Annotated in this window: 25 protein-coding genes; 9 read left to right on the top strand and 16 right to left on the bottom strand. The window is 64.0% G+C overall.

The annotated features are described in order from the left end of the window. Positions 1-42 precede the first annotated feature (42 nt). The 5 genes from kdsB to VDP74_RS04015 are packed head-to-tail and all read right to left on the bottom strand — an operon-like array spanning position 43 to position 3,122. Positions 43-804 carry a 3-deoxy-manno-octulosonate cytidylyltransferase gene (kdsB, locus tag VDP74_RS04035; RefSeq protein WP_322998345.1) on the bottom strand — a complete coding sequence of 254 codons (762 nt, stop codon included), beginning with the start codon at positions 802-804 and terminating at the stop codon, positions 43-45. Further along, a complete protein-coding gene (locus tag VDP74_RS04030; protein ID WP_322998344.1) occupies positions 801-983 on the bottom strand; it encodes a Trm112 family protein in 183 nt (60 codons plus the stop codon). Before VDP74_RS04030 ends, kdsB begins: the two co-directional genes overlap by 4 nt. Positions 984-1,021: 38 nt before the next feature. Continuing rightward, positions 1,022-2,107 (bottom strand): tetraacyldisaccharide 4'-kinase, encoded by a 1,086-nt coding sequence (lpxK, locus tag VDP74_RS04025; RefSeq protein WP_322998343.1) that lies wholly within the window; start codon positions 2,105-2,107, stop codon positions 1,022-1,024. Next, positions 2,104-2,517 carry a biopolymer transporter ExbD gene (locus tag VDP74_RS04020; RefSeq protein ID WP_322998342.1) on the bottom strand — a complete coding sequence of 138 codons (414 nt, stop codon included), beginning with the start codon at positions 2,515-2,517 and terminating at the stop codon, positions 2,104-2,106. Before VDP74_RS04020 ends, lpxK begins: the two co-directional genes overlap by 4 nt. Next, positions 2,514-3,122: a MotA/TolQ/ExbB proton channel family protein gene (locus tag VDP74_RS04015; RefSeq protein ID WP_322998341.1), complete on the bottom strand. Its 609-nt coding sequence runs from the start codon at positions 3,120-3,122 to the stop codon at positions 2,514-2,516. Before VDP74_RS04015 ends, VDP74_RS04020 begins: the two co-directional genes overlap by 4 nt. 344 nt (positions 3,123-3,466) lie before the next feature. Between VDP74_RS04015 and xseA the strand changes: the two genes are divergently transcribed. Together xseA and sodB are read left to right on the top strand one after the other, a co-directional pair. Next, entirely contained in the window at positions 3,467-4,771 is a 1,305-nt protein-coding gene (gene xseA, locus VDP74_RS04010) for an exodeoxyribonuclease VII large subunit (RefSeq protein WP_322998340.1), read from the top strand. A gap of 48 nt (positions 4,772-4,819) precedes the next feature. After that, entirely contained in the window at positions 4,820-5,398 is a 579-nt protein-coding gene (gene sodB, locus VDP74_RS04005; RefSeq protein WP_322998339.1) for a superoxide dismutase [Fe], read from the top strand. A gap of 119 nt (positions 5,399-5,517) precedes the next feature. Here the strand turns inward: sodB and VDP74_RS04000 are convergent, their stop codons facing one another. After that, positions 5,518-5,931, bottom strand: a complete 414-nt coding sequence (locus VDP74_RS04000; RefSeq protein ID WP_322998338.1) for a DUF192 domain-containing protein — start codon at positions 5,929-5,931, stop codon at positions 5,518-5,520. Positions 5,932-6,043: 112 nt separating this feature from the next. Beyond that, complete coding sequence (locus tag VDP74_RS03995; RefSeq protein WP_066454117.1) at positions 6,044-6,283, bottom strand: cold-shock protein; 240 nt, start codon at positions 6,281-6,283, stop codon at positions 6,044-6,046. A 133-nt stretch (positions 6,284-6,416) separates the two neighbouring features. Here VDP74_RS03995 and clpS point away from each other — a divergent pair, with 133 nt between their 5' ends. From clpS to putA, 6 genes are all read left to right on the top strand, one after another. Further along, a complete protein-coding gene (gene clpS / locus VDP74_RS03990; protein WP_322998337.1) occupies positions 6,417-6,740 on the top strand; it encodes an ATP-dependent Clp protease adapter ClpS in 324 nt (107 codons plus the stop codon). Positions 6,741-6,864: 124 nt separating this feature from the next. Continuing rightward, positions 6,865-9,183 (top strand): ATP-dependent Clp protease ATP-binding subunit ClpA, encoded by a 2,319-nt coding sequence (gene clpA / locus VDP74_RS03985; protein ID WP_322998336.1) that lies wholly within the window; start codon positions 6,865-6,867, stop codon positions 9,181-9,183. Next, positions 9,183-10,433, top strand: a complete 1,251-nt coding sequence (locus VDP74_RS03980) for a PqiA/YebS family transporter subunit (RefSeq protein ID WP_322998335.1) — start codon at positions 9,183-9,185, stop codon at positions 10,431-10,433. Before clpA ends, VDP74_RS03980 begins: the two co-directional genes overlap by 1 nt. After that, positions 10,423-12,108, top strand: a complete 1,686-nt coding sequence (locus VDP74_RS03975; RefSeq protein WP_322998334.1) for an intermembrane transport protein PqiB — start codon at positions 10,423-10,425, stop codon at positions 12,106-12,108. Before VDP74_RS03980 ends, VDP74_RS03975 begins: the two co-directional genes overlap by 11 nt. A 33-nt stretch (positions 12,109-12,141) precedes the next feature. After that, entirely contained in the window at positions 12,142-12,780 is a 639-nt protein-coding gene (locus VDP74_RS03970; RefSeq protein WP_322998333.1) for a PqiC family protein, read from the top strand. 120 nt (positions 12,781-12,900) lie between these two features. Beyond that, positions 12,901-16,683 (top strand): trifunctional transcriptional regulator/proline dehydrogenase/L-glutamate gamma-semialdehyde dehydrogenase, encoded by a 3,783-nt coding sequence (gene putA / locus VDP74_RS03965; protein ID WP_322998332.1) that lies wholly within the window; start codon positions 12,901-12,903, stop codon positions 16,681-16,683. A gap of 222 nt (positions 16,684-16,905) precedes the next feature. Here putA and VDP74_RS03960 read toward each other — a convergent pair whose 3' ends face one another. The 4 genes from VDP74_RS03960 to dctP are packed head-to-tail and all read right to left on the bottom strand — an operon-like array spanning position 16,906 to position 20,243. Then, positions 16,906-17,364, bottom strand: a complete 459-nt coding sequence (locus VDP74_RS03960) for a type II 3-dehydroquinate dehydratase (RefSeq protein WP_322998331.1) — start codon at positions 17,362-17,364, stop codon at positions 16,906-16,908. Between the two features lie 24 nt (positions 17,365-17,388). Beyond that, entirely contained in the window at positions 17,389-18,690 is a 1,302-nt protein-coding gene (locus VDP74_RS03955) for a TRAP transporter large permease (protein ID WP_322998330.1), read from the bottom strand. Further along, a complete protein-coding gene (locus VDP74_RS03950; RefSeq protein WP_322998329.1) occupies positions 18,687-19,235 on the bottom strand; it encodes a TRAP transporter small permease in 549 nt (182 codons plus the stop codon). Before VDP74_RS03950 ends, VDP74_RS03955 begins: the two co-directional genes overlap by 4 nt. Positions 19,236-19,256: 21 nt before the next feature. Next, on the bottom strand, positions 19,257-20,243 hold the full coding sequence (gene dctP, locus VDP74_RS03945) for a TRAP transporter substrate-binding protein DctP (RefSeq protein WP_322998328.1): 987 nt from the start codon (positions 20,241-20,243) through the stop codon (positions 19,257-19,259). A 184-nt stretch (positions 20,244-20,427) separates the two neighbouring features. On the opposite strand from dctP, the gene VDP74_RS03940 reads away from it, so the two are divergent. Beyond that, on the top strand, positions 20,428-21,099 hold the full coding sequence (locus VDP74_RS03940) for a GntR family transcriptional regulator (RefSeq protein ID WP_322998327.1): 672 nt from the start codon (positions 20,428-20,430) through the stop codon (positions 21,097-21,099). A gap of 71 nt (positions 21,100-21,170) precedes the next feature. Here the strand turns inward: VDP74_RS03940 and VDP74_RS03935 are convergent, their stop codons facing one another. The 5 genes from VDP74_RS03935 to VDP74_RS03915 all read right to left on the bottom strand — a co-directional run. Beyond that, positions 21,171-21,452: a peptidylprolyl isomerase gene (locus VDP74_RS03935; RefSeq protein ID WP_322998326.1), complete on the bottom strand. Its 282-nt coding sequence runs from the start codon at positions 21,450-21,452 to the stop codon at positions 21,171-21,173. A 56-nt stretch (positions 21,453-21,508) separates the two neighbouring features. Next, positions 21,509-22,219 (bottom strand): ABC transporter ATP-binding protein, encoded by a 711-nt coding sequence (locus VDP74_RS03930; protein WP_322998325.1) that lies wholly within the window; start codon positions 22,217-22,219, stop codon positions 21,509-21,511. Further along, a complete protein-coding gene (locus tag VDP74_RS03925) occupies positions 22,216-23,061 on the bottom strand; it encodes an ABC transporter ATP-binding protein (RefSeq protein ID WP_322998324.1) in 846 nt (281 codons plus the stop codon). The genes VDP74_RS03930 and VDP74_RS03925 overlap by 4 nt, the downstream gene beginning before the upstream one ends. Then, on the bottom strand, positions 23,058-24,053 hold the full coding sequence (locus VDP74_RS03920; protein WP_322998323.1) for a branched-chain amino acid ABC transporter permease: 996 nt from the start codon (positions 24,051-24,053) through the stop codon (positions 23,058-23,060). The genes VDP74_RS03925 and VDP74_RS03920 overlap by 4 nt, the downstream gene beginning before the upstream one ends. Positions 24,054-24,056: 3 nt before the next feature. Continuing rightward, positions 24,057-24,877 (bottom strand): branched-chain amino acid ABC transporter permease (locus VDP74_RS03915; RefSeq protein WP_322998322.1); only part of this gene is annotated, 821 nt, incomplete at its 5' end.

Raw genomic sequence — 24,877 nt, 5'->3', positions numbered from 1 at the left:
CGCAACGCAGCAATCACTGCAGGGATTCCTGACGCGTGGCGTTCATGTGGTGGCAAACAGGGCGCGCACCCGGGCCAGGTCTTCGGCGGTGTCGACACCACGGGCGGGAAGCTCCGGGATCTGGTGGACGAAGATCGGGAAACCCTGTTCCAGGGCACGCAGTTGTTCCAGCGATTCGATGTGCTCCAGCCGCCCGGGGGGCAATTCGGGGAAGGTCTGCAGAAAGCCTGCTCGGTAGGCATACAGGCCGATGTGATGCAGGGCGGGCAGGCCGGGCGCCAGGCGCTGCTGGCCGTCGGCCAGGGCGTCCCGGGCCCAGGGAATGGGGGCTCGCGAAAAATACAGGGCCCGCTGGCGACTGTCGCACACGACCTTGACCGCATTGGGGTCGAACAGCGTGTCGGCGCTGGTGATCGGTGCGGCACAGGTGGTGATGGCAGCGTCGGCGTGCTGTTGCAGCAGGTCGGCGACGGCATCGATCAGGGCGGGGTCGATCAGTGGTTCGTCGCCCTGGACGTTGACCACGATGGCGGAATCGTCCAACCCCAGTTGCTGCGCGACTTCGGACAGGCGGTCGGTGCCCGTGGGATGGTCGGGGCGGGTCATCAGGGCATCGATGCCGTGGTCGGCGGCGGCCCTGAGGATGTCCGCATGGTCGGTGGCGATGAGGACGCGGTCGGCGCCCGAGCGGGCTGCCTGGCGGGCCGTGCGCACCACCATGGGCAGGCCGCCGATGTCCAGCAGCGGCTTGCCCGGCAGGCGGGTGGATGCGGCTCGTGCCGGGATGACGACCGTGAAGCTCATGTCTGAGCGGGCGCAGCGTCGAGTTCGCGGGCTTCGCCGGGCAGCATGACGGGCACGCCGTCGCGGATCGGGAAGGCGAGGCGGTCAGCCGAGCAGATCAGTTCCTGGTGCTCGCGGTCATGGCGCAAGGTGCTCTTGCAGATGGGACACACGAGGATCTGCAGCAAACGGTTTTCCATGGAGGGCGGGTATCGGGTGGGGTGGAGAAGAGAACAGTTTAATGCCTGATGCCCTGCTTGTGCGGCAAAGCTGCACGAAGCGCCTGCAGGCGGGTTTCCAGGGTGTCCAGCCATGCGGGATCGGAAAACGCCGGGATCGCATGCACCGTCCAGAGCCTGGGGTCGTACGGGGGCGCGTATTTGACGGCGTCCTTGGCGGTGATCAGGATGGGACCAGGCGGCAGGGCCCGCAGATCGTCTGGGGATGGGGCCTGGTGGTCGGGGCTGCTCAAGGTCTGTGTCAACGCCAGTCCGGCCAGCCGCAGCATGGCGAAGAATCGCTGCGGCTGGCCGATGCCGGCGGCGGCGCTGCAGGGGGTCTGCCCCTGCGCGGCCCGCCAGGAGGCCCAGTCTTGCTGCTGGCCGCTGGCCAGGTGGGTCAGGGTATCCGGCTGTAGATGCAGGTGCAGTTGGCGAGGCCTGCCGTCGATGTCGGTCGGCACGGAATCGGGCGGTACATCGTCCGGTCCCAGTTGGGTGATCAGCCAGTCGGCATGCCGACGCCGGTCCGGCGGCTCGCGCAGGGGGCCTGCGGGCAACAGCCGGCCGTTGCCGATGCCGCGCGCGTCCTGGACGATGATTTCCACGTCGCGGGCCAGGGCGGTGTGCTGCAGTCCGTCGTCGGCGATCAGAACGTCGATGTCCGGGTGGGCCTGCAGCAGAGCGATCGCGGCCAGTGCCCGCTGAGGGTGCACGGCCACCGGTGCTCCTGTGAGGGCATGCAGCAGGGCGGGTTCGTCGCCCAGGTGGGCACTGCCGCCGGATTGGTCGCTCAGCCGGGCCGAGGCGCCGGGCCGGGTGCCGTAGCCTCGGCTGAGGATGCCTGGGCGCCAGCCTCGCGCCAGCAGGAAATGGCACACGGCGGCCGTGACTGGGGTTTTGCCCGTGCCACCCACCAGGATATTGCCGACGACGATGACCGGCACGGGTGCGCGCCAGGCCTGCCCGGCGTGCCGGGCCAGGCGTCGGGCCGATAGTCGGCCGTAGAGCCAGGAGAAGGGGCTCAGCAACGTGCTGGCCGGGCCTCGTGTGCGCCAGATGTCCTGCAGGCAATCTTCAGCCCGCCGGCGCCAGGATCCGATCATCGGCGGCCCTGAGTCAGGAAGGATACGTGGCGGATGTCGGCCTGCCGGGCGGCTTCCAGAGCCGCCACCACGGCCGCGTGGGATGCCTGGCCGTCGGCATCGATGCGCAGCGCCGCGTCCGGGTGGTCGACGGCAGCCAGGCGCAGTGCCGCCGCCAACGTGTCGGGTGTGGCGTTGTCGATGTAGTGGCCGTTCAGGGCGTACTGCCCGTCGCGGCTGATGGCCAGTTCCAGAGACGGGCCGGTATCCAGCGCCTGAGCCTGTGCCTGGGGCAGAGAGATGGGCAGTTGGCGCGTTTGCGTGAACGAGGTGGTTGCCGCCAGGAAGATCAGAATCACCAGCAGAACGTCGATCAGGGGGATCAGGTTGATCTCCGGCTCGTCGTGCGAGTGGCTGTGGCGGAAGTTCATGGCGCGGCGCGGCGGCTGATCAGGCGGTCCAGGGCGCTGGCTTCGCGTTCCATGGTGTGCAGGAAGTATTCCACGCGGGACCGGAAGTAGCGGTGAAAGATCAGGGCCGGGATGGCGATCAGGATGCCGAAACCCGTGTTGTACAGCGCGATGGCGATGCCATGGGCCAGCAGGGCGGGGTTGCCGCCAGCCGGATCGTAGGCGCCGAAGATCTCGATCATGCCCACTACCGTGCCGAACAGCCCCAGCAGCGGCGCAATGACTGAAATGGTGGCCAGGCCGGCCAGATAGCGGTTCAGGCGCCAGGAGACGTCGCGGCCTACGGATTCGATGGCGGCATGGCGCGTGGCGTCGTCTTGCTGGCGCTGGGCAGCGACTTCGGCCAGGATGCGGCCCATGGGGCTGCCGCGCGCCATGCGCAGCACGGCATCGGGTTCATCCTGCTGGCGGCGCATCAGTTCCAGCACTTGTTCGGGCAGGCCTCGGGGCATGACCTGGCTGGCACGCAGGGCCAGGAAACGTTCTATGATGATCGCCAGCGTGATGACCGAGGTGGCCACCAGCAGCCAGATGGGCCAGCCGGCCGCGTGGATGATGTCCAGCAAGATCGATTCCTTTGTGATCGGTAGGGCGGGGCGACAATCCCTCATTCTATCCTGATCTGGCCGCCAGATATCGCGGTCCGACAGGCTAAAGTCCCGCAGGATAAGGCTTTCCGGAGGGTATCCACAGAATCTGTGGATAATTCTGTGCATAAAGGCGCTCAGGCGCATGATTCAAGCCATCTGGCAGTCGATTGGCTATTTTTTGCACACATTGAGTATATTTTTATATTCGTTATTAATCAATGTGTTATGTGAATTTCCTGAGATTTTGTCTGATCATCGTTCCGCTCAAGCCCGAAAATAGGCCTGTTTGACAAAAAACGACTTTCTGTGGATAGGTTTTCATGAGTTTCCCGGATCAAGCGCCCGCCAATAGCGGCTTTCCAGCCGACGATGTCGTGCTCAGCGTGGCCCAGTTGAATCGTCAGGTGGCCAGGCTGCTGGAATCAGGCGTGCCGCGCCTCTGGGTGGCAGGAGAAATCTCCAACTTCACCCGCGCCGCATCCGGGCATTGGTACTTTTCCATCAAGGACGAGTCCGCTGCCGTGCGGGCCGTCATGTTCAGGGGCCGGACCCAGGCCGTGGGTTTCGTGCCGGAAGTCGGCGGACGCTACGAATTCCGGGTTCAGGTGTCGCTCTATGAACCGCGCGGCGACTATCAGGTACAGGTCGAATCTGTGCGACGGGCGGGGCGCGGCGATCTGCACGAAGCGTTTCTGCGCCTGAAGGATCAGCTCGCCCGCGAGGGCCTGATCGATGCCGGGCGCCGGCGCGCCATCCCGACCATGCCGCAGACCGTGGGCGTGGTGACGTCTCTGGCGGCAGCCGCTTTGCGCGACGTGCTGTCGGTCATGGCGCGCCGCGCACCGCACGTGCGGGTGATCCTGTATCCGGCGCCTGTGCAGGGGCGTGAGGCCGCCGCGCAGCTGTGTCAGGCGCTGGATCAGGCGGCCGAGCGGGCTGAGATCGACGTGCTGCTGCTGGTTCGTGGCGGCGGCAGCCTGGAGGACCTGTGGTGCTTCAACGACGAGATCCTGGCGCGGCGGATTGCGGCCAGCCCGGTACCGGTGATCAGCGGGGTGGGGCACGAAACGGATTTCACGATTGCGGATTTCGTGGCCGACCTGCGAGCGCCGACGCCGACGGCGGCGGCCGAACTTTGCTGCCTCAGCCGCGATCAGCTGCTGGGCGAAGTCCGGTCGGCGGTGGACGATCTGGCGCGCGCGCAGCGCCGGCGTCTGGAATATGCCGCCATGCGCGTGGATCGGGCGGCCGCTCAGCTGGTGTCGCCCGCCCAGCGCCTGCATCTGCATCGGCAGCGCCTGGACGCCGCAGTCCAGCGGTTGGCGCTGCCCGTGCCCGGGCGGATCCGACAGCACGCGCAGGACGTCGGGCGTGCCATCGAGCGCCTGCAAGTCGGCCTGGAACGCCGGCTGCAACAGGGCAGGCATCGCCTGGCGATGGCCGAGGGTGCCTTGCAGGCCCTGGATCCTCGATCGGTGCTGACGCGCGGCTATGCCATCGTACGCGGGCCCGGCGGGAGCATCGTCAAAAATGCGTTAGACTTAAAAGTTGATGCACGTCTCGATATCGAATTTGCGCAGGGCCGGGCTCAGGCCACGGTCACCCGTACCGATACGCTGCTCTAGGCTTGCGACCCCTTTCTGGTTCGTGTCACGTTTTTTGAAGGAAATGTCATGGCTTTTACTCTGCCGCCGCTACCCTATGCGATGGACGCGCTTGCGCCCCATATTTCCAAGGAAACCCTGGAATACCACTATGGCAAGCACCATCAGGCCTATGTCACCAACCTGAACAAGGCGGTGGAAGGCACTGAACTGGCCGGCCTCAGCCTGGAAGACGTCATCCGCAAATCCACCGGCGGCGTGTTCAACAATGCCGCTCAGGTCTGGAACCACACCTTCTATTGGAATAGCCTGTCGCCCAAGGGCGGCGGCGAGCCCAGCGGCGCTTTGCGCCAGGCCATCGAGGCCAAGTGGGGCAGCGTGGATGCATTCAAGGACGCCTTTTCCAAATCGGCCGCCGGCAATTTCGGTTCCGGCTGGACCTGGCTGGTCAAAAAGACCGACGGCACGCTGGACATCGTCAACACCAGCAATGCCGGCACCACGGTCAACACCGCCGACAAGGCCCTGCTGACCTGTGATGTCTGGGAACACGCCTACTATATCGATTACCGCAATGCCCGCCCGAAATACCTGGAAAATTTCTGGGATCTGGTGAACTGGGACTTTGCAGCCAGCAACCTGGGCTGATCGATCCTGTGGCCAGGGCGGGGTTCTCGCCCTGGTCCGCGCATCGCAATGAAAAAGGCAGCTGTGGCTGCCTTTTTCATGGTGGATCGGATGCCGGTCTTGTGCCCGAGCTGCAGGCGCTAGGGCGTGGGGATGCCCCGCACGGTGTCGCCTGTCCGGATACCTGCCCTATCGAACCAGCCCTGGTTCATTTCCAGCGCTGTAGTGATCGGTGCAGGGGGGCAGTGCGGGTCCAGGCTGCGCGGCTGCATGTCCTGGATGTCCACAATGCGTCCTTGGCGATCAATGAAGGCGATCGACAATGGGATCAGGGTGTTCTTCATCCAGAAGCAATGGATGTCGGGCGGCCCCAGCGCGAACAGCATGCCTGCATCGGCCGGCATGCTGGGGCGATCCATCAGGCCCGTGCGCAGCGCGTCGGGCGTGGCGGCCAGTTCCACCTGGATGGCATGGCTGGCGACCTGAAGGGAGATGGCGGGCAGGGGCTGCTGAGCCTGGGTCGGCGTGCCGAGCAGTGCGGCCGCCAGGCTCACGAGAGCTGTCAGCTGCTGGATACGGTGTCGTGCACGCCCCGGGTCAACGAAAAAAGCAGAGCCCGTGAAGGGCTCTGCATCGCGGTAAAATGCCAAGGGATGTCCTGCGAAATCAGGCGGCAGTAATGTTCAGGGCTTGTTTGCCTTTCGGACCCTGCGCGATATCGAAAGCGACTTTCTGGCCCTCTTTCAGGGTTTTGAAGCCGTTCATCTGGATCGATGAGAAATGAGCGAAAAGGTCTTCGCCCCCATTGTCAGGGGTAATGAAGCCAAAGCCCTTGGCGTCATTGAACCATTTAACCGTGCCGGTCAGTTTTTGTGACTCTCCGGTGTTTTCGATGGATTCCGACATGCAAACTGCCTCTATGTGTAGGTTAAGCGGCCCCGGCCAGCCAAAAAATATGGCAGCGACCTGCGGGACACGTCGATCATGCTGAATTCCACTGCCTTCAGTCAACTATGGAAACCACTAGGTTTTAACGCGCATGCCCACCGTCATTCAACATCAGCGTGAGCGCGCGCGCGAGGTGCTGCCGGCACGGCTGGCGCCCCCGCCCATGTACCAGGTCGTGCTGCTCAACGACGATTACACCCCCATGGATTTCGTCGTGCGCGTGCTGCGTCAGGTCTTTCACAAGACGGATGCCGAGGCTGAACGCATCATGCTGCAGGTCCATCACGAGGGGCGCGGCGTCTGTGGCATCTACACACGGGATATCGCCGCCACGCGCGTCGAATCCGTGCTGCTCATGGCTCAGGCCGACCAGCATCCTCTGCAATGCCTGATGGAACCGGTGCCCCTGTTTTGATGTCGATGCGTCTATTGCGGCTGTTTCCGGGCATTCCCGGCCGGGCGTGAACAACAGTGGGCAGTTTTAGTCATAGAATAGACACAACGGATTGCTTGGTCCGCTCCGAAACAATGGAGGAAGCGTGATTTCCGAAGAACTTGAAGTCAGCCTGCACATGGCCTTCGTCGAGGCCCGTGCGGCCCGGCATGAATTCATCACCGTAGAGCACCTGCTGCTCTCCCTGCTGGACAATGCTTCAGCGGTCGAGGTCCTGCGTGCCTGCGCGGCCGACGTCGAGCTGCTGCGCCAGGACCTGCGCAAATTCATCATCGAGAACACGCCAGTCTTTCCGGGTGATGGCGAAGTCGATACTCAGCCCACCCTGGGCTTTCAGCGCGTCATCCAGCGCGCCATCATGCACGTGTCCTCGAACGGCTCGAACAAGACCGCCGTCACCGGGGCCAACGTGCTGGTGGCCATGTATGGCGAGAAGGACTCCCATGCAGTGTATTTCCTGGTGCAGCAGGGGGTGTCGCGCCTGGATGTGGTCAATTACCTGTCGCACGGCATCACCAAGGCGCCAGAGGAACCTCTGGCGGCGGACAACCCGCGCGTCGAGCCTCCGGCAGCCGATCCCAAATCCGAACAGCAGAAATCCCCGCTGGAAACCTACGCTACCGATCTGAACGCCGAGGCCCTGAAAGGCCACATCGATCCCCTGATCGGCCGCGAAGACGAGGTCGAACGGGTCATCCAGGTGCTGTGCCGCCGGCGCAAGAACAACCCCTTGCTGGTCGGCGAGGCCGGCGTGGGCAAGACCGCAATTGCCGAAGGCCTGGCGTGGCGCATCACCCAGGGAGACGTCCCCGAGGTCCTGAACCAGACCCAGGTCTATGCCCTGGACATGGGGGCTCTGCTGGCCGGCACCAAATACCGGGGCGACTTCGAACAGCGCCTCAAACTGGTTCTCAAGGCGCTGAAGGACAATCATCACGCGGTCCTGTTCATCGACGAAATCCATACCCTGATCGGTGCCGGTTCGGCATCGGGCGGCACACTGGACGCTTCCAATCTGCTCAAGCCAGCCCTGTCTTCGGGCTACCTGAAATGCATCGGCGCCACGACGTATACTGAATACCGGGGCATCTTTGAAAAAGACCACGCCCTGGCGCGCCGCTTCCAGAAGATCGATGTGCCCGAACCTACCGTGGAACAGACGATCCGCATCCTGCGGGGGCTCAAGGCGCGTTTCGAGGCCCACCATCAGGTCCGCTATTCGGGGGCGGCCATCACGGCGGCAGCCGAACTGGCAGCCCGCCACATCAGCGACCGCTTCCTGCCAGACAAGGCCATCGACGTGATCGACGAGGCCGGCGCGGCCCAGCGGCTGCTGCCCAAGTCGCGCCAGAGAAAGGTCATCGGCCGGGCGGAAATCCAGGCGACCGTGGCCAAGATCGCCCGCATCCCGCCGCAGAACGTGTCCAGCGACGATCGCAACAAGCTCGCCACCCTGGAACGCGACCTGAAGGCTGTGGTCTTTGGTCAGGATCAGGCGATTTCGGCCTTGGCGGCATCCATCAAGATGGCCCGGTCAGGTCTGGGACGGCCGGACAAACCCATCGGCTGCTTTCTCTTTTCCGGGCCGACCGGCGTGGGCAAGACCGAAGTCGCCCGTCAGCTGGCCTTTGTCCTGGGCATTGAACTCCTGCGCTTTGACATGTCCGAATACATGGAACGCCACACGGTGTCGCGCCTGATCGGGGCGCCCCCGGGTTATGTGGGGTTCGACCAGGGCGGACTGCTGACCGAAGCCGTGACCAAACAGCCGCATTGCGTGCTGCTGCTCGATGAAATCGAAAAGGCCCATCCGGACGTCTACAACATCCTGCTGCAGGTCATGGACCATGGCACCCTGACCGACAACAACGGCCGCAAGACCGATTTCCGCAATGTGATCCTGGTCATGACGACCAATGCCGGGGCCGACACCCTGAATCGCAGCACCATCGGCTTCGCGGCACCGGAACGCGCCGGTGATGAAATGGCTGAAATCAAGCGCCAGTTCACCCCGGAATTCCGCAATCGCCTGGATGCCATCATCGGGTTCTCGTCGCTGCCGCGCGAGATCATCCTGCAGGTGGTGGACAAATTCCTCATGCAGCTGGAAGACCAGTTGCACGAAAAGCACGTGGACGTTCAGTTCACGACGGCCTTGCGCGAGCATCTGGCGCATGACGGCTTCGACCCGGCCATGGGTGCGCGGCCCATGCAGCGTCTGATCCAGGACACGATTCGCCGCGCCCTGGCCGACGAGTTGCTCTTCGGGCGCTTGGTGCATGGCGGGCAGGTTCAGGTCGACCTGGATGCCCAAGGCCAGGTGGTGCTGAATTTCCCCGATGATCCGGCAGGATCGGGGGCCGTGCCCTCGCCATCCCACCCCGAGCCCGAGCTCGTGGATTGATGACATCTGCCGGGGGCCTTGAACCCCTGATCGCCTGCCCGCATTGCGATACCCTGCACAGGCGGCCGGCCCTGGATCTCCGGGGTCAGGCCGCCTGCCGCCGTTGCGGCACGGTGTTGTATCGACGGGGTCTGCTCAGTGTGCGCCAATGGGTGGCGCTGGCCTGGACGACATTGCTGGTCTTCGCGATGGCCCAGGGCTTCCCCCTGGCGCGCCTGTCGGTGCAGGGGATCGACAACACGCTCACCTTCTGGAGCGCGTTGCGGTTGTGCTGGGACCGGGGCTTCTATGGCGTGTCGGTCATGACTGGCCTGGTGGGTTTCTGGATCCCCTTGCTGCAGATCGCGTTGACGCTGTGGGTGCTGCAGGCCATCGCCGCACGGCGCCTGCCACCGGATCTGGGGCGCGTCCTGCGCTGGCTGGCGTACCTGGCGCCCTGGTCGATGGCACCGGTGCTGGTGCTGGGGCTGTTGGTGGCCTTCGTCAAGGTCGCGGGCATGGCCGGCCTGCAGATCGAACCCGGTCTGTTCGGGTTCTTCGTGCTCAGTTTCCTGCTATCGGGCCTGTCGCGCTGGGATGCGTCCGCCTTGTGGCGGGCGGCCGAAGACGCCGGCATGGTACTGGTGTCCGGCAGCCAGGGTAGCGGCGCGGTCTGCGAATCCTGCGGCTATGTGCATGCGCATGGACAGGAGCGCTGTCCGCGCTGCCGCTCTTCCATGGGGCCAAAGCGCCATGGCACTGCCCCGGAGATCTGGGCCTTGCTGCTGGCGGCCGTCATTTTCTACATCCCCGCCAACACGCTGCCCATCATGCGGGTGCAGACGCCGCTGAGCAGCAGCAACCATACGATTCTGGGCGGGGTGATCGAGTTGTGGCGCATGGGGTCCTGGGACCTGGCTCTGATCGTATTCGTCGCCAGCGTGCTGGTGCCCGTCACCAAGCTGCTGGCCCTGTCGTTCCTGTTGCTGCGCGCGCAGCCCCTGGGTGAACGCGCCCAGCGCCAGCGCACGCGCCTGTATGCGGTGGTGGAGTTCGTCGGCCAGTGGTCAATGCTGGACGTGTTCGTGGTGGTATTGATGGCCGCCATGGCTGATTTTCCTGGGCTCTCGCGCATCGATGTCGGCCCGGCGGCCCTGAATTTCGGAGCCGTGGTGGTGCTGACCATGTGGGCCGCCATGCGTTATGATCCGCGGCGAGGCTGGGACCGCCTGCGCGCGGCAGATTTCACCGGAAAATCCGATGACGATTGAGGCAGAAGACACTTCTTCGCGGCAGACGCCCGATGACACGCAGGTGCCGGAGACGCCGGTGATCCGGCCCGGACGGTCGCTGCGCTGGTCCTGGGTCTGGCTGGTGCCGCTGCTGGCGCTGGCGGTGGCGCTTTCCCTGCTGGCCTCGGTCTGGGTGCGCACTGGCCCGGTCGTCACCATCAGCTTTGCGTCGGCGGCCGGCATCGAGGCAGGGCAGACCAAGCTGCGCTACCGCGACGTGGTGGTCGGTCAGGTCAAGGACGTGCGGGTAGCCAAAGACCGGCAGCATGTGCTGGTCGACGTGCAGTTGGCCCGCGAGGGCTCCCGCTACATCACGCAAAAGGATGCCAAGTTCTGGATCGTGCGCCCGCGCGTCAGTCTGGGCGGGATATCCGGTCTGGATACGCTGCTCTCGGGGGTCTACCTGAGCGTGGACACCCCTATCGGCGCGCCCCAGGGCGATGTCGTCACGTCGTTCCAGGGGCTGCCCAATCCGCCGGAAGTCCTGAGCGGACAGGTCGGCACACGGTTCCAGTTGACGACCCGTTCACTGGGGTCCTTGACTGTAGGGTCGCGGGTCTACTATCGCCGCCTCGAAGTCGGACGCGTGGTCAGCTACGGGATGTCGCCCGATGGCCGAACAGTCCAGCTGCAGATTTTTATCGAGGCCCCCTACGACCGTTATGTCACGCCGGACACGCGATTCTGGGATGACGGCGGGGTGGATGTGTCCGTGTCCACTGCCGGCGTGCAGGTGCGCACCAGCGGTCTGTCGGCGGTTCTGAATGGCGGCGTGTCCTTTGCCCAGGCCGATGAGTCCACGTCCTACGACGGCCAGGTAAATTCCACGCCGGCGGCGCCCGGCAGCACCTATACCTTGTTCGACTCGCGCGACCGGGCGCTGGCCGATCCCGATGGGGATCCGATCCCCATCGAGCTGCGCTTTTCGGATTCCGTGCGTGGCCTGCAGGTGGGCGCGGATGTGGATTATCGCGGCATGGTGATCGGCAAAGTCGTGGATATCGATCTCGAATACGATCGGCCGCGCAAGCGCTTTTATTCCCGCGTCCGGGCGGATATCTATCCAATGCGTTTCAGCCGGGCATATCTGGACCTGGTCGAATCGTCCCAGGGCGCCCAGGGCAAGGCCTTGCTCGACCCCTTGGTGCGGCATGGCTTGCGGGCGCAATTGCGTTCGGCCAGCTTGTTGACGGGGCAGCAGTATGTGGCCTTGGACTTCTTCCGCGACCTGGATCCGGACAAGGTCCAGATTCCAGGCGACCCGGATCGCACGACGGGGCTTCTGATCCCCACGATGCCCGGGGATTTCGCGCAGATGCAGCGGCAGTTGAGCAGCATCGTGACGAAGATCGACAAGATGCCGCTGGAGTCGCTGGGGCTGGAATTGCAGGGCAGCCTGAGCAATCTCAACAAGCTGCTGCGACGTCTGGACACGCAGTTGGCCCCGCAGGCCAGCCAGACACTGGAATCCGCCCGCCGTTCGCTGGATCGGGTGGGGGCGCTCCTGGGGCAGGATGCCCCGGTGGTCGCGGATCTGCAGGATACCCTGAAGGCCCTGGATGGCGCTGCCCGAGGCCTGCGCCTGCTGACCGATACCTTGCAGGCGCATCCCGAATCCCTGTTGCGTGGCCCTGCCAGAGACCGTTTGCGGTGACGGGGTCGGCGAATCGATGCAAAGGAGACAAAGATGCGACGTGGCATATTGCTGGGGTGGATATTCGGGGCGGGCAGCCTGCTGGCGGCCTGCACGACGATCTCCAGCCACTACTACAGTCTGGCCGATCTCCCGGCCCTTGAGGCGGCGCCGGTCGTGTCCGCCGGGAAGGCGTCGTATGGCCTGCAGGTCCAGGTGCTGGGTGTCCCGGCTGAAGTCGATCGGTCCCAACTGCTGGTGCGCGATCCGGCGCGCGGCCCGGCTGTCGAGGTCCTGAACCAGTCTCTGTGGGCGGCACCGCTGGTCGATCAGATTCAGGCCTTGCTGGCCGGGCGGGTCTCGGCGGATCTGGGGGCGCCCGATGTGAGGCGGCTGCCGGGCCTGACCGATCTGCCGATACGGCAGATGCAGGTGCGCGTGACGCGCTTCGATCTGGTCTGGGGGCAGGGAGCGGATCTGGCCGCCACCTGGACCGACCGCATGCCTGAGGCTCGGGAATCGCGGATTTGTCAGGCGCAGGTGCGTGTGGCTGCGGCCCAGGGGGTCGCGGCGCTGGTGGATGCGCAGCGTCAGGCGCTGCAGGTGCTGGCCGGCCTGATGGCACGCCAGGGTACGTCTGCCAATCCGGGTTCACCTGATTCGCAGGTCTCGGTGCAATCGGGTTGTACCTGATCGGTTTTCGGGTTATCCATAATGGCTTAAATGGGGTTAACCTCATACCATGCCGTATGGTAGGCGTTGCCTTTTCCGTCAAGGGCGTGCGCAGTTCAATTCTAATCCGAGAGCCCGATCATGGCGACAGTTACCCTGGGTGTGAAGGTCGATGAGACCTTGCGCGAACGACTTCGGCAGCAGGCCGACAAGCTGGGGTGCACCCCGCACTGGCTGCATAAACAAGCGCTGATGAGCTACATCGAGGCCATCGAGCGCGGGCGGCTGCCGGCCGATGTCGATCATCGCGCGGATGCCTCCGAACCCGACGCGGTGACGGAATCCGATCCGCAGACACCGTTTCAGGAATTCGCCCAGGAAGTCCAGCCGCAGTCCGTGCTGCGGGCCGCCATCACCGCAGCCTATCGCCGCCCGGAATCGGAATGCGTGGCCATGTTGCTGGATCAGGCGGGCTCGTCGCAGGCTGCTCAGGTCGAGACCCTGGCCCGGCGCCTGGTGCAGACCCTGCGCGACAAACGCACCGGCGGCGGGGTGGAAGGCCTGATCCAGGAATTTTCCCTGTCCAGCCAGGAAGGCGTGGCCCTGATGTGCCTGGCCGAGGCCCTGTTGCGCATCCCCGATCAGGCGACCCGGGATGCGCTGATCCGTGACAAGATCAGCCGAGGCGACTGGCGGGCGCACGTGGGCGAATCGCGTTCGCTGTTCGTCAATGCGGCGACCTGGGGCTTGCTGGTCACAGGCAAGTTGGTCAGCGTCAACAGCGAACAGAATCTGTCCCAGGCGCTGACGCGCCTGATCGCCAGGGGCGGCGAGCCCCTGATCCGGCGCGGCGTGAACATGGCCATGCGCTTGATGGGCGAGCAGTTCGTGACCGGACAGACGATCTCGTCAGCCCTGGCCAACAGTCGCAAATTCGAGGAAATCGGCTTTCGCTATTCCTACGACATGCTGGGCGAGGCCGCCACGACGGCAGAGGACGCCGCCCGCTACTATCGTTCCTACGAGCAGGCCATTCATGCCATAGGCAAGGCGTCCCAGGGACGGGGCATCTACGAGGGCCCGGGCATTTCCATCAAGCTGTCCGCGCTGCATCCGCGCTATGCGCGGGCGCAGCGTGATCGGGTCATGGCTGAACTGCTGCCGCGCATGGCGGAACTGTCTGCCCTGGCGCGGCAGTACGACATCGGCCTGAACATCGATGCCGAAGAAGCCGACCGCCTGGAACTGTCCCTGGACCTGCTGGAAGCCCTGTGCTTCGACGAGCGCCTGCGTGGCTGGAACGGCATCGGTTTCGTCATTCAGGCCTACCAGAAGCGTGCGCCTTTCGTCATCGATTTCGTGATCGACCTGGCGCGACGCAGCAAGCACCGCCTGATGGTGCGCCTGGTCAAGGGCGCCTATTGGGATTCGGAAATCAAGCGTGCCCAGGTCGACGGCCTGGAAGGCTTTCCGGTCTACACGCGCAAGGTCCACACGGATGTGTCCTACCTGGCGTGCGCCCGCAAGCTGCTGTCCGCCCCCGAAGCCGTCTTCCCGCAGTTCGCGACCCACAACGCCCAGACCCTGGCGTCCATCTACTACCTGGCAGGTGAAAATTACTATCCCGGTCAGTACGAATTCCAGTGCCTGCACGGCATGGGAGAGCCGCTTTACGAAGAGGTCGTCGGGCCGCTGTCCAAGGGCCGCCTGAACCGCCCCTGCCGGGTGTATGCCCCGGTAGGCACACACGAGACCCTGCTGGCGTATCTGGTGCGCCGCTTGCTGGAAAACGGCGCCAATACGTCCTTCGTGAATCAGATCGGTGATAAGGACATTCCAGTCGACCGCCTGATCGAAGACCCGGTGCGCAAGGTCCGGGCGATCCAGCCACTGGGTGCGCCGCATGACCGCATTCCCCTGCCGCGCGATCTGTATCGCCATCACGAAAACCGCGCCAATTCCGCCGGCCTGGACCTGAGCAACGAGCATCGCCTGGGTTCCCTGGCGGCCGCCTTGCTCGGCAGCGCTGGCCACGTCTGGCAAGCGAGCCCTCCCGGAGACTGGGCAGCGGATCGCGCCCGGGACGTACTCAATCCGGCAGACCGGCGCGACGTCGTCGGCCAGGTGGTCGATGCCGATGAGGCCGATGTGCAGGCTGCCCTGAAGCGGGCAGAATATGCAGCCCCCATCTGGCAGGCCACGCCCGTCGCGGAACGCGCCCAGTGTCTGCGGCATGCCGCCCAGTTGCTGGAAGATGAAATGCAGATGTCCATCGGGCTGATCGTGCGCGAGGCCGGGAAATCCTTCCCCAATGCCATCGCCGAGGTTCGCGAGGCCGTGGATTTCCTGCGCTATTACGCGGTGCGCATCGAAGCCGAGTTTTCCAACGACAGTCATCGGCCGCTGGGTCCGGTGTTGTGCATCAGCCCCTGGAATTTTCCGCTGGCGATCTTTACTGGGCAGGTCAGCGCTGCGCTGGCGGCCGGCAACGTGGTGTTGGCCAAACCTGCCGAACAGACCAACCTGATCGCCGCCTACGGCGTGTCGGTCCTGCATCGTGCCGGCGTCCCGGTCGATGCCGTGCAATTGCTGCCGGGGCGTGGCGAAACCGTGGGTGCCGCCCTGGTGGCGAGCCCCCTGGTGCGCGGGGTCATGTTCACCGGATCGACCGAAGTGGCCAAGCTGATTGCCGCGACGCTGGCGCACCGCCTGAACGGGGCGGGCCACCCCGTGCCGTTGATTGCCGAGACGGGCGGCCAGAATGCGCTGATCGTCGATTCTTCTGCGCTGACTGAACAGGTCGTCTACGACGTGCTCAGTTCCGCGTTCGATTCTGCCGGCCAGCGGTGTTCGGCCTTGCGGGTGCTGTGCGTGCAGGAAGACTGCGCCGATCGCACCCTGGCCATGCTGCGAGGCGCCATGCAGGAACTGCGGGTGGGGCGTCCGGAACTGCTGTCTACGGATATCGGGCCGGTCATCGACGCAGATGCCCAGGCCATGATCGAGCGCCACGTGCAAGCCATGCAGGCCGCAGGCCATCAGATCGACCGCCAGGTGCTGGATGCGGATCAGGTCCGTTTCGGCACCTTCGTCGCGCCGACCCTGATCGAAATCGGCGAGATCGCCGAACTGGAGCGCGAGGTGTTCGGGCCGGTGCTGCACGTGCTGCGGTATCGGCGCGAGGATCTGGATGGCGTGATCGACGCCATCAACGAACGAGGCTATGGTCTGACCTTCGGCGTCCACACCCGCCTGGATGAAACCGTGCATCACGTCACCGAACGCATCCGGGTCGGCAATATCTACGTCAACCGCAACATCGTCGGGGCCACCGTCGGTGTGCAGCCCTTCGGCGGCGAAGGCCTGTCGGGCACGGGTCCCAAGGCCGGCGGTCCCCTGTACCTGCATCGCCTGCTGTCGGTGTCGTCCGATGCCCTGCCCGTCGAAGGCGTGGTGGGGCGGGACGCTCAGGTGCTGGACCTGCCGGGCCCCACCGGCGAAACCAACCGCTATCGCCTCAAGCCCCGGGGCACCGTGTTGTGCCGCGCCGTCAGCGCAGCCGGCGCGCGCGCCCAGCGGCAGGCCTGCCTGCGCACGGGTAACGCGATGCTCTGGGTCGACACCCCTGAAATGCGGCCTTTGCGCGAGCAGGAAGACTTGCAGACGGCGCAGTGGGTGGATACAGGCGCCCTGGATGCGGCGGATTTCCAGGTGGTGCTGTTCGAGGGCGACGGTGACGATCTGCTGGCGCTGACGCAGTCCGTAGCGGCCCGTCCGGGCCCGATCGTCCCGGTGCTGGCCCGGCGTTCACACGAACTGTCCAGCGGCCAGGGCTATCCCCTGGAGATGCTGGTGCGCGAAGTCTCCATCTGCATCAACACCGCCGCCGCCGGCGGCAACGCAACCCTGATGATGGTTGGATGATTCCGGACAAAAAAGGGTCCCTGCGGACCCTTTTTTGCCGGAATCATCGGAGCGGCCTGCAAGCCGCGACGTGGAGGGATGCCTCGATCCAAGAAGGGTCCCTGCGGACCCTTTTTTGCCGGAATCATCGGAGCGGCCTGCAAGCCGCGACGTGGAGGGATGCCTCGATCCAAGAAGGGTCCCTGCGGACCCTTTTTTGCCGGAATCATCGGAGCGGCCTGCCTATGGCGTCTGCACGGCCGCCGGTTCGCGCTGGGTCAGTTCGATGATCGCCTGAACGGCAACGACATAGCCCCGTGCGCCCAGACCGACGATCACCGCCGTCGCTGCCCGCGACATCAGCGAGCGCTGGTAGATTTCCTCGCGACGGTGGATGTTGGAAATATGCAGCTCGATGATTGGCTCGGGAAACATTTTCAGCGCGTCGAGGATCGCGATGGAAGTAAACGAATAGGCAGCAGGATTGATGATGATGCCGCAGGCGCGGTCGGTGGCTTCGTGAATCCAGTCGATCAGTTGAGTTTCGCTGTTCGTTTGGCGGAATTCGATCGGCTGCGTGCCTGCGGCATGTCGGCACAGCGCCTCGATCTCTGCCAATGTGGTGTGCCCATAGATGTCGGGCTCGCGCATCCCCAGCCGATTGAGGTTCGGGCCATTGAGCACATAGAGTGGTTTGGTCATTGATGGGCTCCAAAAGCCTTGGTGTCAACCCTTGTAGCCCATCAGGTGCGGCAGCCACAGGACGGTTTCCGGTATGAATGTGATGACCGCGAGCATCGTGATCGCGGCCAAAATGAAGGGCAGGCATTCGCGTACGACCGCGATCAGCGGCTGGCGGGTCATGTTGGCGACAATGAACAGCAGGAGCCCGAAGGGTGGTGTGACAAGGCCGATCATGATGTTGACGACCACGACGACCCCGAAGTGCACGATGTCGATCCCCAGGGCATTCGCAGTCGGGATGAAGATCGGCACGATGATCAGCAGGATCGTCGTGCCCTCGAGCAGGCAGCCCAGGATCAGCAGAATCCCGTTGACGAGGAGCAGAAAGCCGGCCTTGGACAGATCGAATCCCTGGATGAAGTGCTGCACGGTCACCGGGATGTTTTCGATCGTCACGACATAGTTGAAGGCCAGCGCGCCGGCGATCAGCATGCCTACCGAGGTGGTGGCCTTTCCGCTGGATAGCAGGACCTCGTAGAGCTGGCGCGGCGTGAGAGAGCGATAGATGACTGCCGCTGCCAGCAGCGCATAGGCTGCGGCGGCGGCCGCGCCTTCGGTAGGCGTCGTCACGCCGCCGTAGATGCCAAACAGCAGCACGACCGGCAGAAGCAGGGCGGGGAAGGCTTCGACTGTCGCACGTGGCACCTCTCGCAGCTTGACGGGAGGCTCGATCGGGTAGCCCCTGCGTCGGGCGATGATGGCGTTCATGACCATGAACGCGACACCCAGCATCAGTCCGGGGATGACGCCCCCCAGGAACAGGTAGCCGATGGACGCATTCGAGATCAGGGCATAGATCACCATCGGGATCGAGGGCGGGATGATCGGCCCGATGATCGCCGCCGATGCGGTGATCGCGGCGGCGTATGCGACGGGGTACTTGCCGTTGCGCGTCATCATGTTGATGATGATGCGCCCGATGCCGACCGCATCGGCGATCGCCGACCCTGACATGCCGGCGAAGATGATGTTGGAGACGATGTTGACATGCCCCAGGCCGCCCCGGAAGCGCCCCACGAGCATCAGACAGAACCTCAGAAGCCGGTCTGTCAGACTGCCCATGTTCATCAGATCGGCGGCCAGGATGAACAAGGGCACCGCAAGCAGCACGTAGCTGTTGTACAGGCCGTTCAGTATCTGCTCGGCCACCGTGCCAGGGTCCAGGTCTGCCGCGAACAGGTAGAAGATGGATGCGCTGATCATCGACAGTGCGATTGGCAAACCCGCAATCGCCAGTGCGATCAGGAGAATCACGCACGACTCAAAGGGTGATAGGCCCATCATTCGAACCGGTCTCCTGCTGCATTGTTGAAGGTCTTGGCGGGGTCTTCCGACGAGGTGCAGGCTCTCCAGGCAACACGCGCCTGGCGCACGATGCAGACGACCGCGAACAGCACGTAGATGGAATAGAGGTAATCGAACGGAATTTTCAGGTACGCCGAGTGCTCGCGGTGCATGAAGGTGACGTATTTCCAGGTGGCCGGTAGCGAGAGCGCCATCAGCACGACCAGTGCGAGGCTGGAGAGCACGGTGAAGATGCGTCGCACGGGCGCCGGAACGATGTTATAGAGGATGTCGAAGCGGACCTCGTCGGCATCGGTAATGATGAATGATTGGCCCCACAATACGACCCACACCCAGCACAGTACCGTGATTTCCTCGGTCCACCCGAGCGGCCGGTCCAGCGCGTACCGGAACACGATCTGCAGCAGAAACGATACGAACATCACGGCCATCACCGCGACGGTGAAGTCGTTGGCGCGCTGTCCCAGCCAGCGGCGGGTCGCCGATCCGTCGCGTGGCGTGGGTATGGGTTCGGATTCAGCCATGGGAATGGGCTCGGGCGGTGCTTACAGGGCGTTGATCTGTTCGAGCGCGCCTTTGGGCCAGTCGCGTCCGTACTTGTCGACATAGCGTTTTTGCGCGTAGGTGCGGAAGGCATCCAGGTCGGGGGTGTAGACCTTCTTGCCTTCGGCTTTCAATTGTTCGATGACGTTGCGCTCCTGGCCCTCGAAGGTGACGGTGTAGTCATTGATCGCTTTTTCCGCTGCCGCCCGGAAGCGTGTCTGCCGGTCGGGCCCGAGCGCGTCCCAGGCCTTGGTCGAGACGGCCATCACGTCGAAGCCGATGACGTGACTGGTGAGCACGAACTGGGTAGTGACTTCGTCGAACTTCATCAGTTTGCTCAATAGCAGCGGATTGTCCTGGCCGTCGATCGCACCCGTCTGCAATGCGGTATAGACCTCGGCGAATGCCACGGGCGTCGGGTTGACCCCGATCGACTCGCCCAGGAACTGCCAGAATTCGCCCGGTGGCATCCGGAGCTTGATGCCCGCCAGGTCGGCTGGAGTGTGGATCACGCGATCTGGCTTGAGGTTGACCTGGCGTGCGCCGAAATAGACCGGGGTGATGACTTCGATGCCGAGTTGGTCGCGTGCCATCTTCACGAAGGTTTGGCCTATGTCGCTCTTGAAGGTCTTTTGCAGGTGAGCGACATCCCGGAACAGATAGGCGGAAGTCAGCAGGGACCAGGCGGGCAATTGCTTGGAGATGTCCTGGGGCGCCAGGTTCGCCATCTCGAGGTTGCCGCGCTGCAGCGCGACGAGTTCAGTGCCTTGTTTGAACAGCGTGTTGCCCCAGTAGGGTTCCAGCTGGAAGTCACCGGCCATTGCCTTGGCGAATGCCTTGTAGGCATTGGCGCGCAGATCCTGCTCGGTGAACGCCGTGCTGAGGCGCATTTTCAGGGTGTCTTTGGCCCAGAGGGGCTGGGTGCCTGTCAGGACGAGGGCGGAGGCGCCCGCTTGCAGCAGGGTTCTGCGAGAGATGCGTGATGTCATCGATATTCTCCTCGGTTTGAGCGTATGAGCCGCCCATCACTGTCAGATGGATTATCGGACAATAAATGATTTATCAGATGATTTCAATTAGAGAGAACGATCTGTCGTAAGTTGGACCTTGAGGTATCATGATGGGGTAGCGGCGTTCGCCAGTAGCGCGACCCCGATTGAAATGGAATGAGTCATGCTGGATGCGCCTCAACATAGCGCGAGGGTTGGCGAGAAGATTTACCTGCGCCTGCGTGAAGATATTGTTTTTGGAATGCTGTTGCCGGGAGAGCGCCTGACGCTCGATCGCATGCGCGATGCCTACGAGGCCAGCGTCGGTACGCTGCGCGAGAATTTGAACCGGCTGGCCTCCGAGGGCCTGGTCGTGGCAGAGGGCGCGCGCGGCTTTCAGGTCACACCGATCTCGGCGGCCAATCTCCGGGAGGTCGCGGCAATGCGCTGCCTGCTGGAATCACAGGCGTTGCGCCAGTCGTTCGAGGCTGGCGATATCGAGTGGGAAGGTGCTGTCGTCGCCGCCCATCACAAGCTGTCGGCAATGGAAGGCAGCATGCAGGCGGGCAAGAAATCGCAGACGCGGGCCTGGAAGCAATACGATCGGGAATTCCATCGCGCGCTGATCGCCAGCTGTGGCTCACGGGTGCTGCTGGAGATACATGCCATGATCTATGACAGGTATTTGCGCTATCAGATGGTGGCGGCGGTATATCGTGGCGAGATCGCGGCCGGCGAGCACAACCGGTTGCTGGATTGCGCACTCGAACGAAACTGGAAGGGCGCCCAGGAAACGCTGACACAGCATGTACAGGGCTGCGTCGATCACATGATTGAAAAACAACTCGTGGTTTGATCGCGATTGCGATCGAAAACACCCTGCGGAAACCGCATCCAGATCCCGCAGGGCTGAGGCCTGTTCGTTGATCAGTCTTCCCGGTCAGTCACTTCGACCAGGTGATAGCCGAACTGTGTGCGTACCGGGCCCTGCACCACACCGACCGGGGCGCTGAACACCACCGTGTCGAATTCCGGCACCATCTGGCCGCGCCCGAAGGTGCCCAGATTGCCGCCATCGCGGCTGGACGGGCAGCTGGAATGTTCACGCGCGATGGCGGCGAAATCCGCGCCGTTTTCGATGTCGGCCTTCAGTTTCAGGCACTGTTCTTCGGTGTCGACCAGGATGTGGCGGGCAGAGGCTTGAGTCATGCGGGGCTCCTAAGGCAGAAATAAGAGCCCGACAGCATAACCCGGATCGCCACGCTTCAGTGCCCCAGATAGGCAGCCTGGATTTCCGGCGAGGCCAGCAATTCGCGTGCCGGGCCTTCGTGCGACAGTTTCCCGACTTCCAGGACGTAGCCTCGATCGGCCAGTTTCAGGGCCATGCGGGCATTCTGTTCGACGAGCAGGATCGTGACGCCGGTGTCGCGCACATCGCGCAGCACCTGGAAGATGTTGCGCACGATGATGGGAGCCAGGCCCAGACTGGGTTCGTCCAGTAGCAGCAGGCGGGGCTTGGTCACCAGCGCCCGGCCGATGGCCAGCATCTGCTGTTCGCCGCCGGACAGCGTGCCCGCCAACTGGGCGCGACGTTCGTACAATCGCGGGAAGATCTTGTAGACGTGTTCGCAGCTGTCGGTGATTTCCGCCGGAGGGCGGGTGAAGCCGCCCATGCGCAGGTTTTCCGCCACCGAGAGGGTGCCGAAGACGCGCCGGCCTTCGGGGGACTGGCCGATGCCCAGGCGCACGATGCGGTCGGCGCCCATGCGGGTCGTTTCCTGGCCGGCAAAGGTGATCTTCCCGGAATGCGGGGTCAGCAGGCCGCTGAGCGTGCGCATCAGGGTGGTCTTGCCGGCGCCGTTGGCCCCCAGGATGGCGACGACTTCGCGTTCGGCCACCTGCAGCGAGATGCCCTTGAGAGCCTGGATGTGCCCGTAGTTGACGCGCAGGTCTTCGATTTCAAGCAGAGAAGTCATGACTGGGCCTGTTCTTCGTGGATGGCATTCATCAGGGGATCGTCTTCGTCGTCGTCCTGGCCCAGGTAGGCCTCGATCACCAGCGGGTTGGTGCGGATGTCCTCGGGCTTGCCTTCGGCGATCTTCTTGCCGAAGTTGATGACGACGATATTGTCGGTGACGTTCATCACGACACTCATGTCATGTTCGACCAGGATCACGGTGATGCCCTGGTCCCGAATGGCGCGGATCGTGTCGTTCAGGCCGGCCGATTCCTGTTCGTTCAGGCCGGCGGCCGGCTCGTCCAGGATGATGAGTTCGGGCTTTGCCACCAGGGTGCGCGCCATTTCCACGCGGCGCTGAGCCCCGTAGGGCAGGGACGTGGCGATTTCCTGGGCGACGTCGGCCAGGTCCAGTTGTTCCAGCACGGCCATGGCGCGATCGACCAGTGCGCGTTCCTCGCGGCGCTGGGCGGGCGTGCGCAGCAGGCCCTGCCACCAGGACTGCTGCATCTGCAGGTGCTGGCCGGCAATCACGTTTTCCAGCACGGTCATGTCGGTGAACAGCCGGATGGTCTGGAAGGTGCGGCGGATGCCGGCCTCGGCGACCCGATGCGGAGCCAGGCCGGTCACGTCGCGGCCGTGCCAGCGGATGTGGCCGTCCGTGGGCCGGTAGACACCGGTGATCATGTTGAAGACGGTCGTCTTGCCGGCGCCGTTGGGGCCGATCAGGCCGACGATCTCGCCGCGCCGGACCTGGAAGCTGAGGTCATCGACCGCCCGCAAGCCGCCAAAGCTGATGCCGATCCGGTCCAGTTCAAGCAGGACGTCGGACGATGAGGTGGAGGACAGGGGCGAATTCATAGGGCTCCCTTGCGTGCGGGCCAGATGCCCTGCGGACGCAGAATCATGACCAGGATCATGGCGATGCCAAAGACCAGATAGCGGTACTGGGCAAATTCCGTGAAGATCTGCGGCACCACGAACATCATGGCCGTGCCCAGCAGCACGCCCGGCACCGAGGCCTGACCACCGACCAGCACGATGGCGAACAGCACGACCGAGTCCGTGAACTGGAAGGACCCGGGGCTGACGGCCGACAGCTGCATGGCGAACAGCGTGCCCGCCAGGCCTGCGATGCCGGCCGACAGCGCAAAGGCTGCGACCTTGTAGTTGCGCGCGTTGACCCCCAGCGTGGTGGCGGCCAGTTCATCGTATTTGATGTAGCGGAAGGTGCGCCCCAGGGATGAGCGGTCCAGGTTGCGCATCAGCCACAGCACGACGGCCAGCACTACCCAGTTCAGGTAGAACAGGTCGCTTTGCGTGCCGAACATATGTCCGAAGACCGTCGGGCCGCTGACGCCGAACAGGCCGTCGGCGCCACCCGTCAGGCCGAACAGATTGTTCTTCATGGCCAGCACGAAAATGGCGTTGAAACCGATGGTGACCACCAGCAGGTAGTCGCCCCGCAGCTTGACGATGGGGGCTGACAGGATGGCGCCCAGCGCCGCCGACAGCACGATGGCGGGGAGGATGGTCCAGAGGATCGGCCAGTTGAAGGACAGCGACAGGATGGCGCTGGTGTAGGCGCCGATGCCGAAGAACACGGCGTGGCCCATGTCGTACATGCCGGCACGCCCCAGGACGATGTCCTGCGACAGGGCAACGATGGCGTAGATGGCGAAGATGCCGCCGATCGTGATCCAGGCAGGCGACATGACCGAGGGGACGAGCAGGCCGATGATCCACAGGGCGGGCCCCAGCACTCGCAGGAACCGGGTGCCGGCGCTGGGGGGGGGCGTGACAGGGGCCGTGGTGGCCGGCATCTGGGCGGAGGTTTGGTTGGTTTGACTCATGGCTTAGACCTTTTCGGCGACGCGTTCACCCAGCAGGCCCGAGGGGCGCACCAGCAGAATGCCGATCAGCAGCGCGAAGGTGATGGCATCCTGCCAGGAACTGGAGATATAGCCTGCCGCGAAGGCATTGAACAGCCCCAGCACCAGACCGCCCAGCATCGCGCCGGGGATATTGCCGATCCCGCCGATGATGGCGGCGATGAAGGCATTGAGCCCGTAGGACCAGCCCATGGTGAAGAAGGTCTGGCGGTAGTAAAGGCCGATGAACAGGCCGCCGATGGCGCCCAGCACCGGGCCGATGATGAACACCAGGGAGATGACGCGGTTGACGTTGATGCCCATCAGGCGGGCGGCGTCCTGGTCGATGGCCGTGGCGCGGATGGCGGTGCCCAGGCGGGTGTGGTGCACGAAGAAATACAGGCCGGCCATCAGCAGGAAGGCGCAGATGATGATCAGCAACTGGACGAAACTGAGGTACGCGCCGCCGATCTGCCAGGTCAGGTTGGGCAGCAGGTTGTTGGGGAACACCTGCACGTTCGGGGACCAGATCAGCATGATGCCGTTTTCGATCAGCATCGATGCGCCCAGTGCCGAAACCACGGCCGACAGGCGGTGGGCCTTGCGCAGGGGTTTGTAGGCGAACTGGTCCAGCAGCGTGCCGGCGACGGCGACCATGATCATGGCGATCAGGAATGCCAGGACCAGAAGGACTGGGGTGGACAGGCCGCCGAAGGCGCCCGAGGTCAGGGTGGTCAGGCCGATGAAGGCCCCCAGGATGCACAAGTCGCCGTGGGCGAAGTTGATCATCTTCAGCACCCCGTAGA

It is taken from the genome of Castellaniella sp., from assembly GCF_034674885.1.
Classification (GTDB): domain Bacteria; phylum Pseudomonadota; class Gammaproteobacteria; order Burkholderiales; family Burkholderiaceae_B; genus Castellaniella.
This window is presented reverse-complemented; position numbering and strand designations above follow the sequence as displayed.

Coding starts and splice junctions, on each gene's coding strand:
- dctP (WP_322998328.1), bottom strand. CDS start 20,243: ATGACATCACGCATCTCTCGCAGAACCCTGCTGCAAGCGGGCGCCTCC.
- VDP74_RS03960 (WP_322998331.1), bottom strand. CDS start 17,364: ATGACCAAACCACTCTATGTGCTCAATGGCCCGAACCTCAATCGGCTG.
- clpS (WP_322998337.1), top strand. CDS start 6,417: ATGCCCACCGTCATTCAACATCAGCGTGAGCGCGCGCGCGAGGTGCTG.
- VDP74_RS03980 (WP_322998335.1), top strand. CDS start 9,183: ATGACATCTGCCGGGGGCCTTGAACCCCTGATCGCCTGCCCGCATTGC.
- VDP74_RS03925 (WP_322998324.1), bottom strand. CDS start 23,061: ATGAATTCGCCCCTGTCCTCCACCTCATCGTCCGACGTCCTGCTTGAA.
- putA (WP_322998332.1), top strand. CDS start 12,901: ATGGCGACAGTTACCCTGGGTGTGAAGGTCGATGAGACCTTGCGCGAA.
- VDP74_RS03935 (WP_322998326.1), bottom strand. CDS start 21,452: ATGACTCAAGCCTCTGCCCGCCACATCCTGGTCGACACCGAAGAACAG.
- VDP74_RS03950 (WP_322998329.1), bottom strand. CDS start 19,235: ATGGCTGAATCCGAACCCATACCCACGCCACGCGACGGATCGGCGACC.
- lpxK (WP_322998343.1), bottom strand. CDS start 2,107: ATGATCGGATCCTGGCGCCGGCGGGCTGAAGATTGCCTGCAGGACATC.
- VDP74_RS04020 (WP_322998342.1), bottom strand. CDS start 2,517: ATGAACTTCCGCCACAGCCACTCGCACGACGAGCCGGAGATCAACCTG.
- sodB (WP_322998339.1), top strand. CDS start 4,820: ATGGCTTTTACTCTGCCGCCGCTACCCTATGCGATGGACGCGCTTGCG.
- VDP74_RS03920 (WP_322998323.1), bottom strand. CDS start 24,053: ATGAGTCAAACCAACCAAACCTCCGCCCAGATGCCGGCCACCACGGCC.
- VDP74_RS03940 (WP_322998327.1), top strand. CDS start 20,428: ATGCTGGATGCGCCTCAACATAGCGCGAGGGTTGGCGAGAAGATTTAC.
- VDP74_RS03970 (WP_322998333.1), top strand. CDS start 12,142: ATGCGACGTGGCATATTGCTGGGGTGGATATTCGGGGCGGGCAGCCTG.
- VDP74_RS03955 (WP_322998330.1), bottom strand. CDS start 18,690: ATGATGGGCCTATCACCCTTTGAGTCGTGCGTGATTCTCCTGATCGCA.
- VDP74_RS03930 (WP_322998325.1), bottom strand. CDS start 22,219: ATGACTTCTCTGCTTGAAATCGAAGACCTGCGCGTCAACTACGGGCAC.
- VDP74_RS03995 (WP_066454117.1), bottom strand. CDS start 6,283: ATGTCGGAATCCATCGAAAACACCGGAGAGTCACAAAAACTGACCGGC.
- kdsB (WP_322998345.1), bottom strand. CDS start 804: ATGAGCTTCACGGTCGTCATCCCGGCACGAGCCGCATCCACCCGCCTG.
- xseA (WP_322998340.1), top strand. CDS start 3,467: ATGAGTTTCCCGGATCAAGCGCCCGCCAATAGCGGCTTTCCAGCCGAC.
- VDP74_RS03975 (WP_322998334.1), top strand. CDS start 10,423: ATGACGATTGAGGCAGAAGACACTTCTTCGCGGCAGACGCCCGATGAC.
- VDP74_RS04030 (WP_322998344.1), bottom strand. CDS start 983: ATGGAAAACCGTTTGCTGCAGATCCTCGTGTGTCCCATCTGCAAGAGC.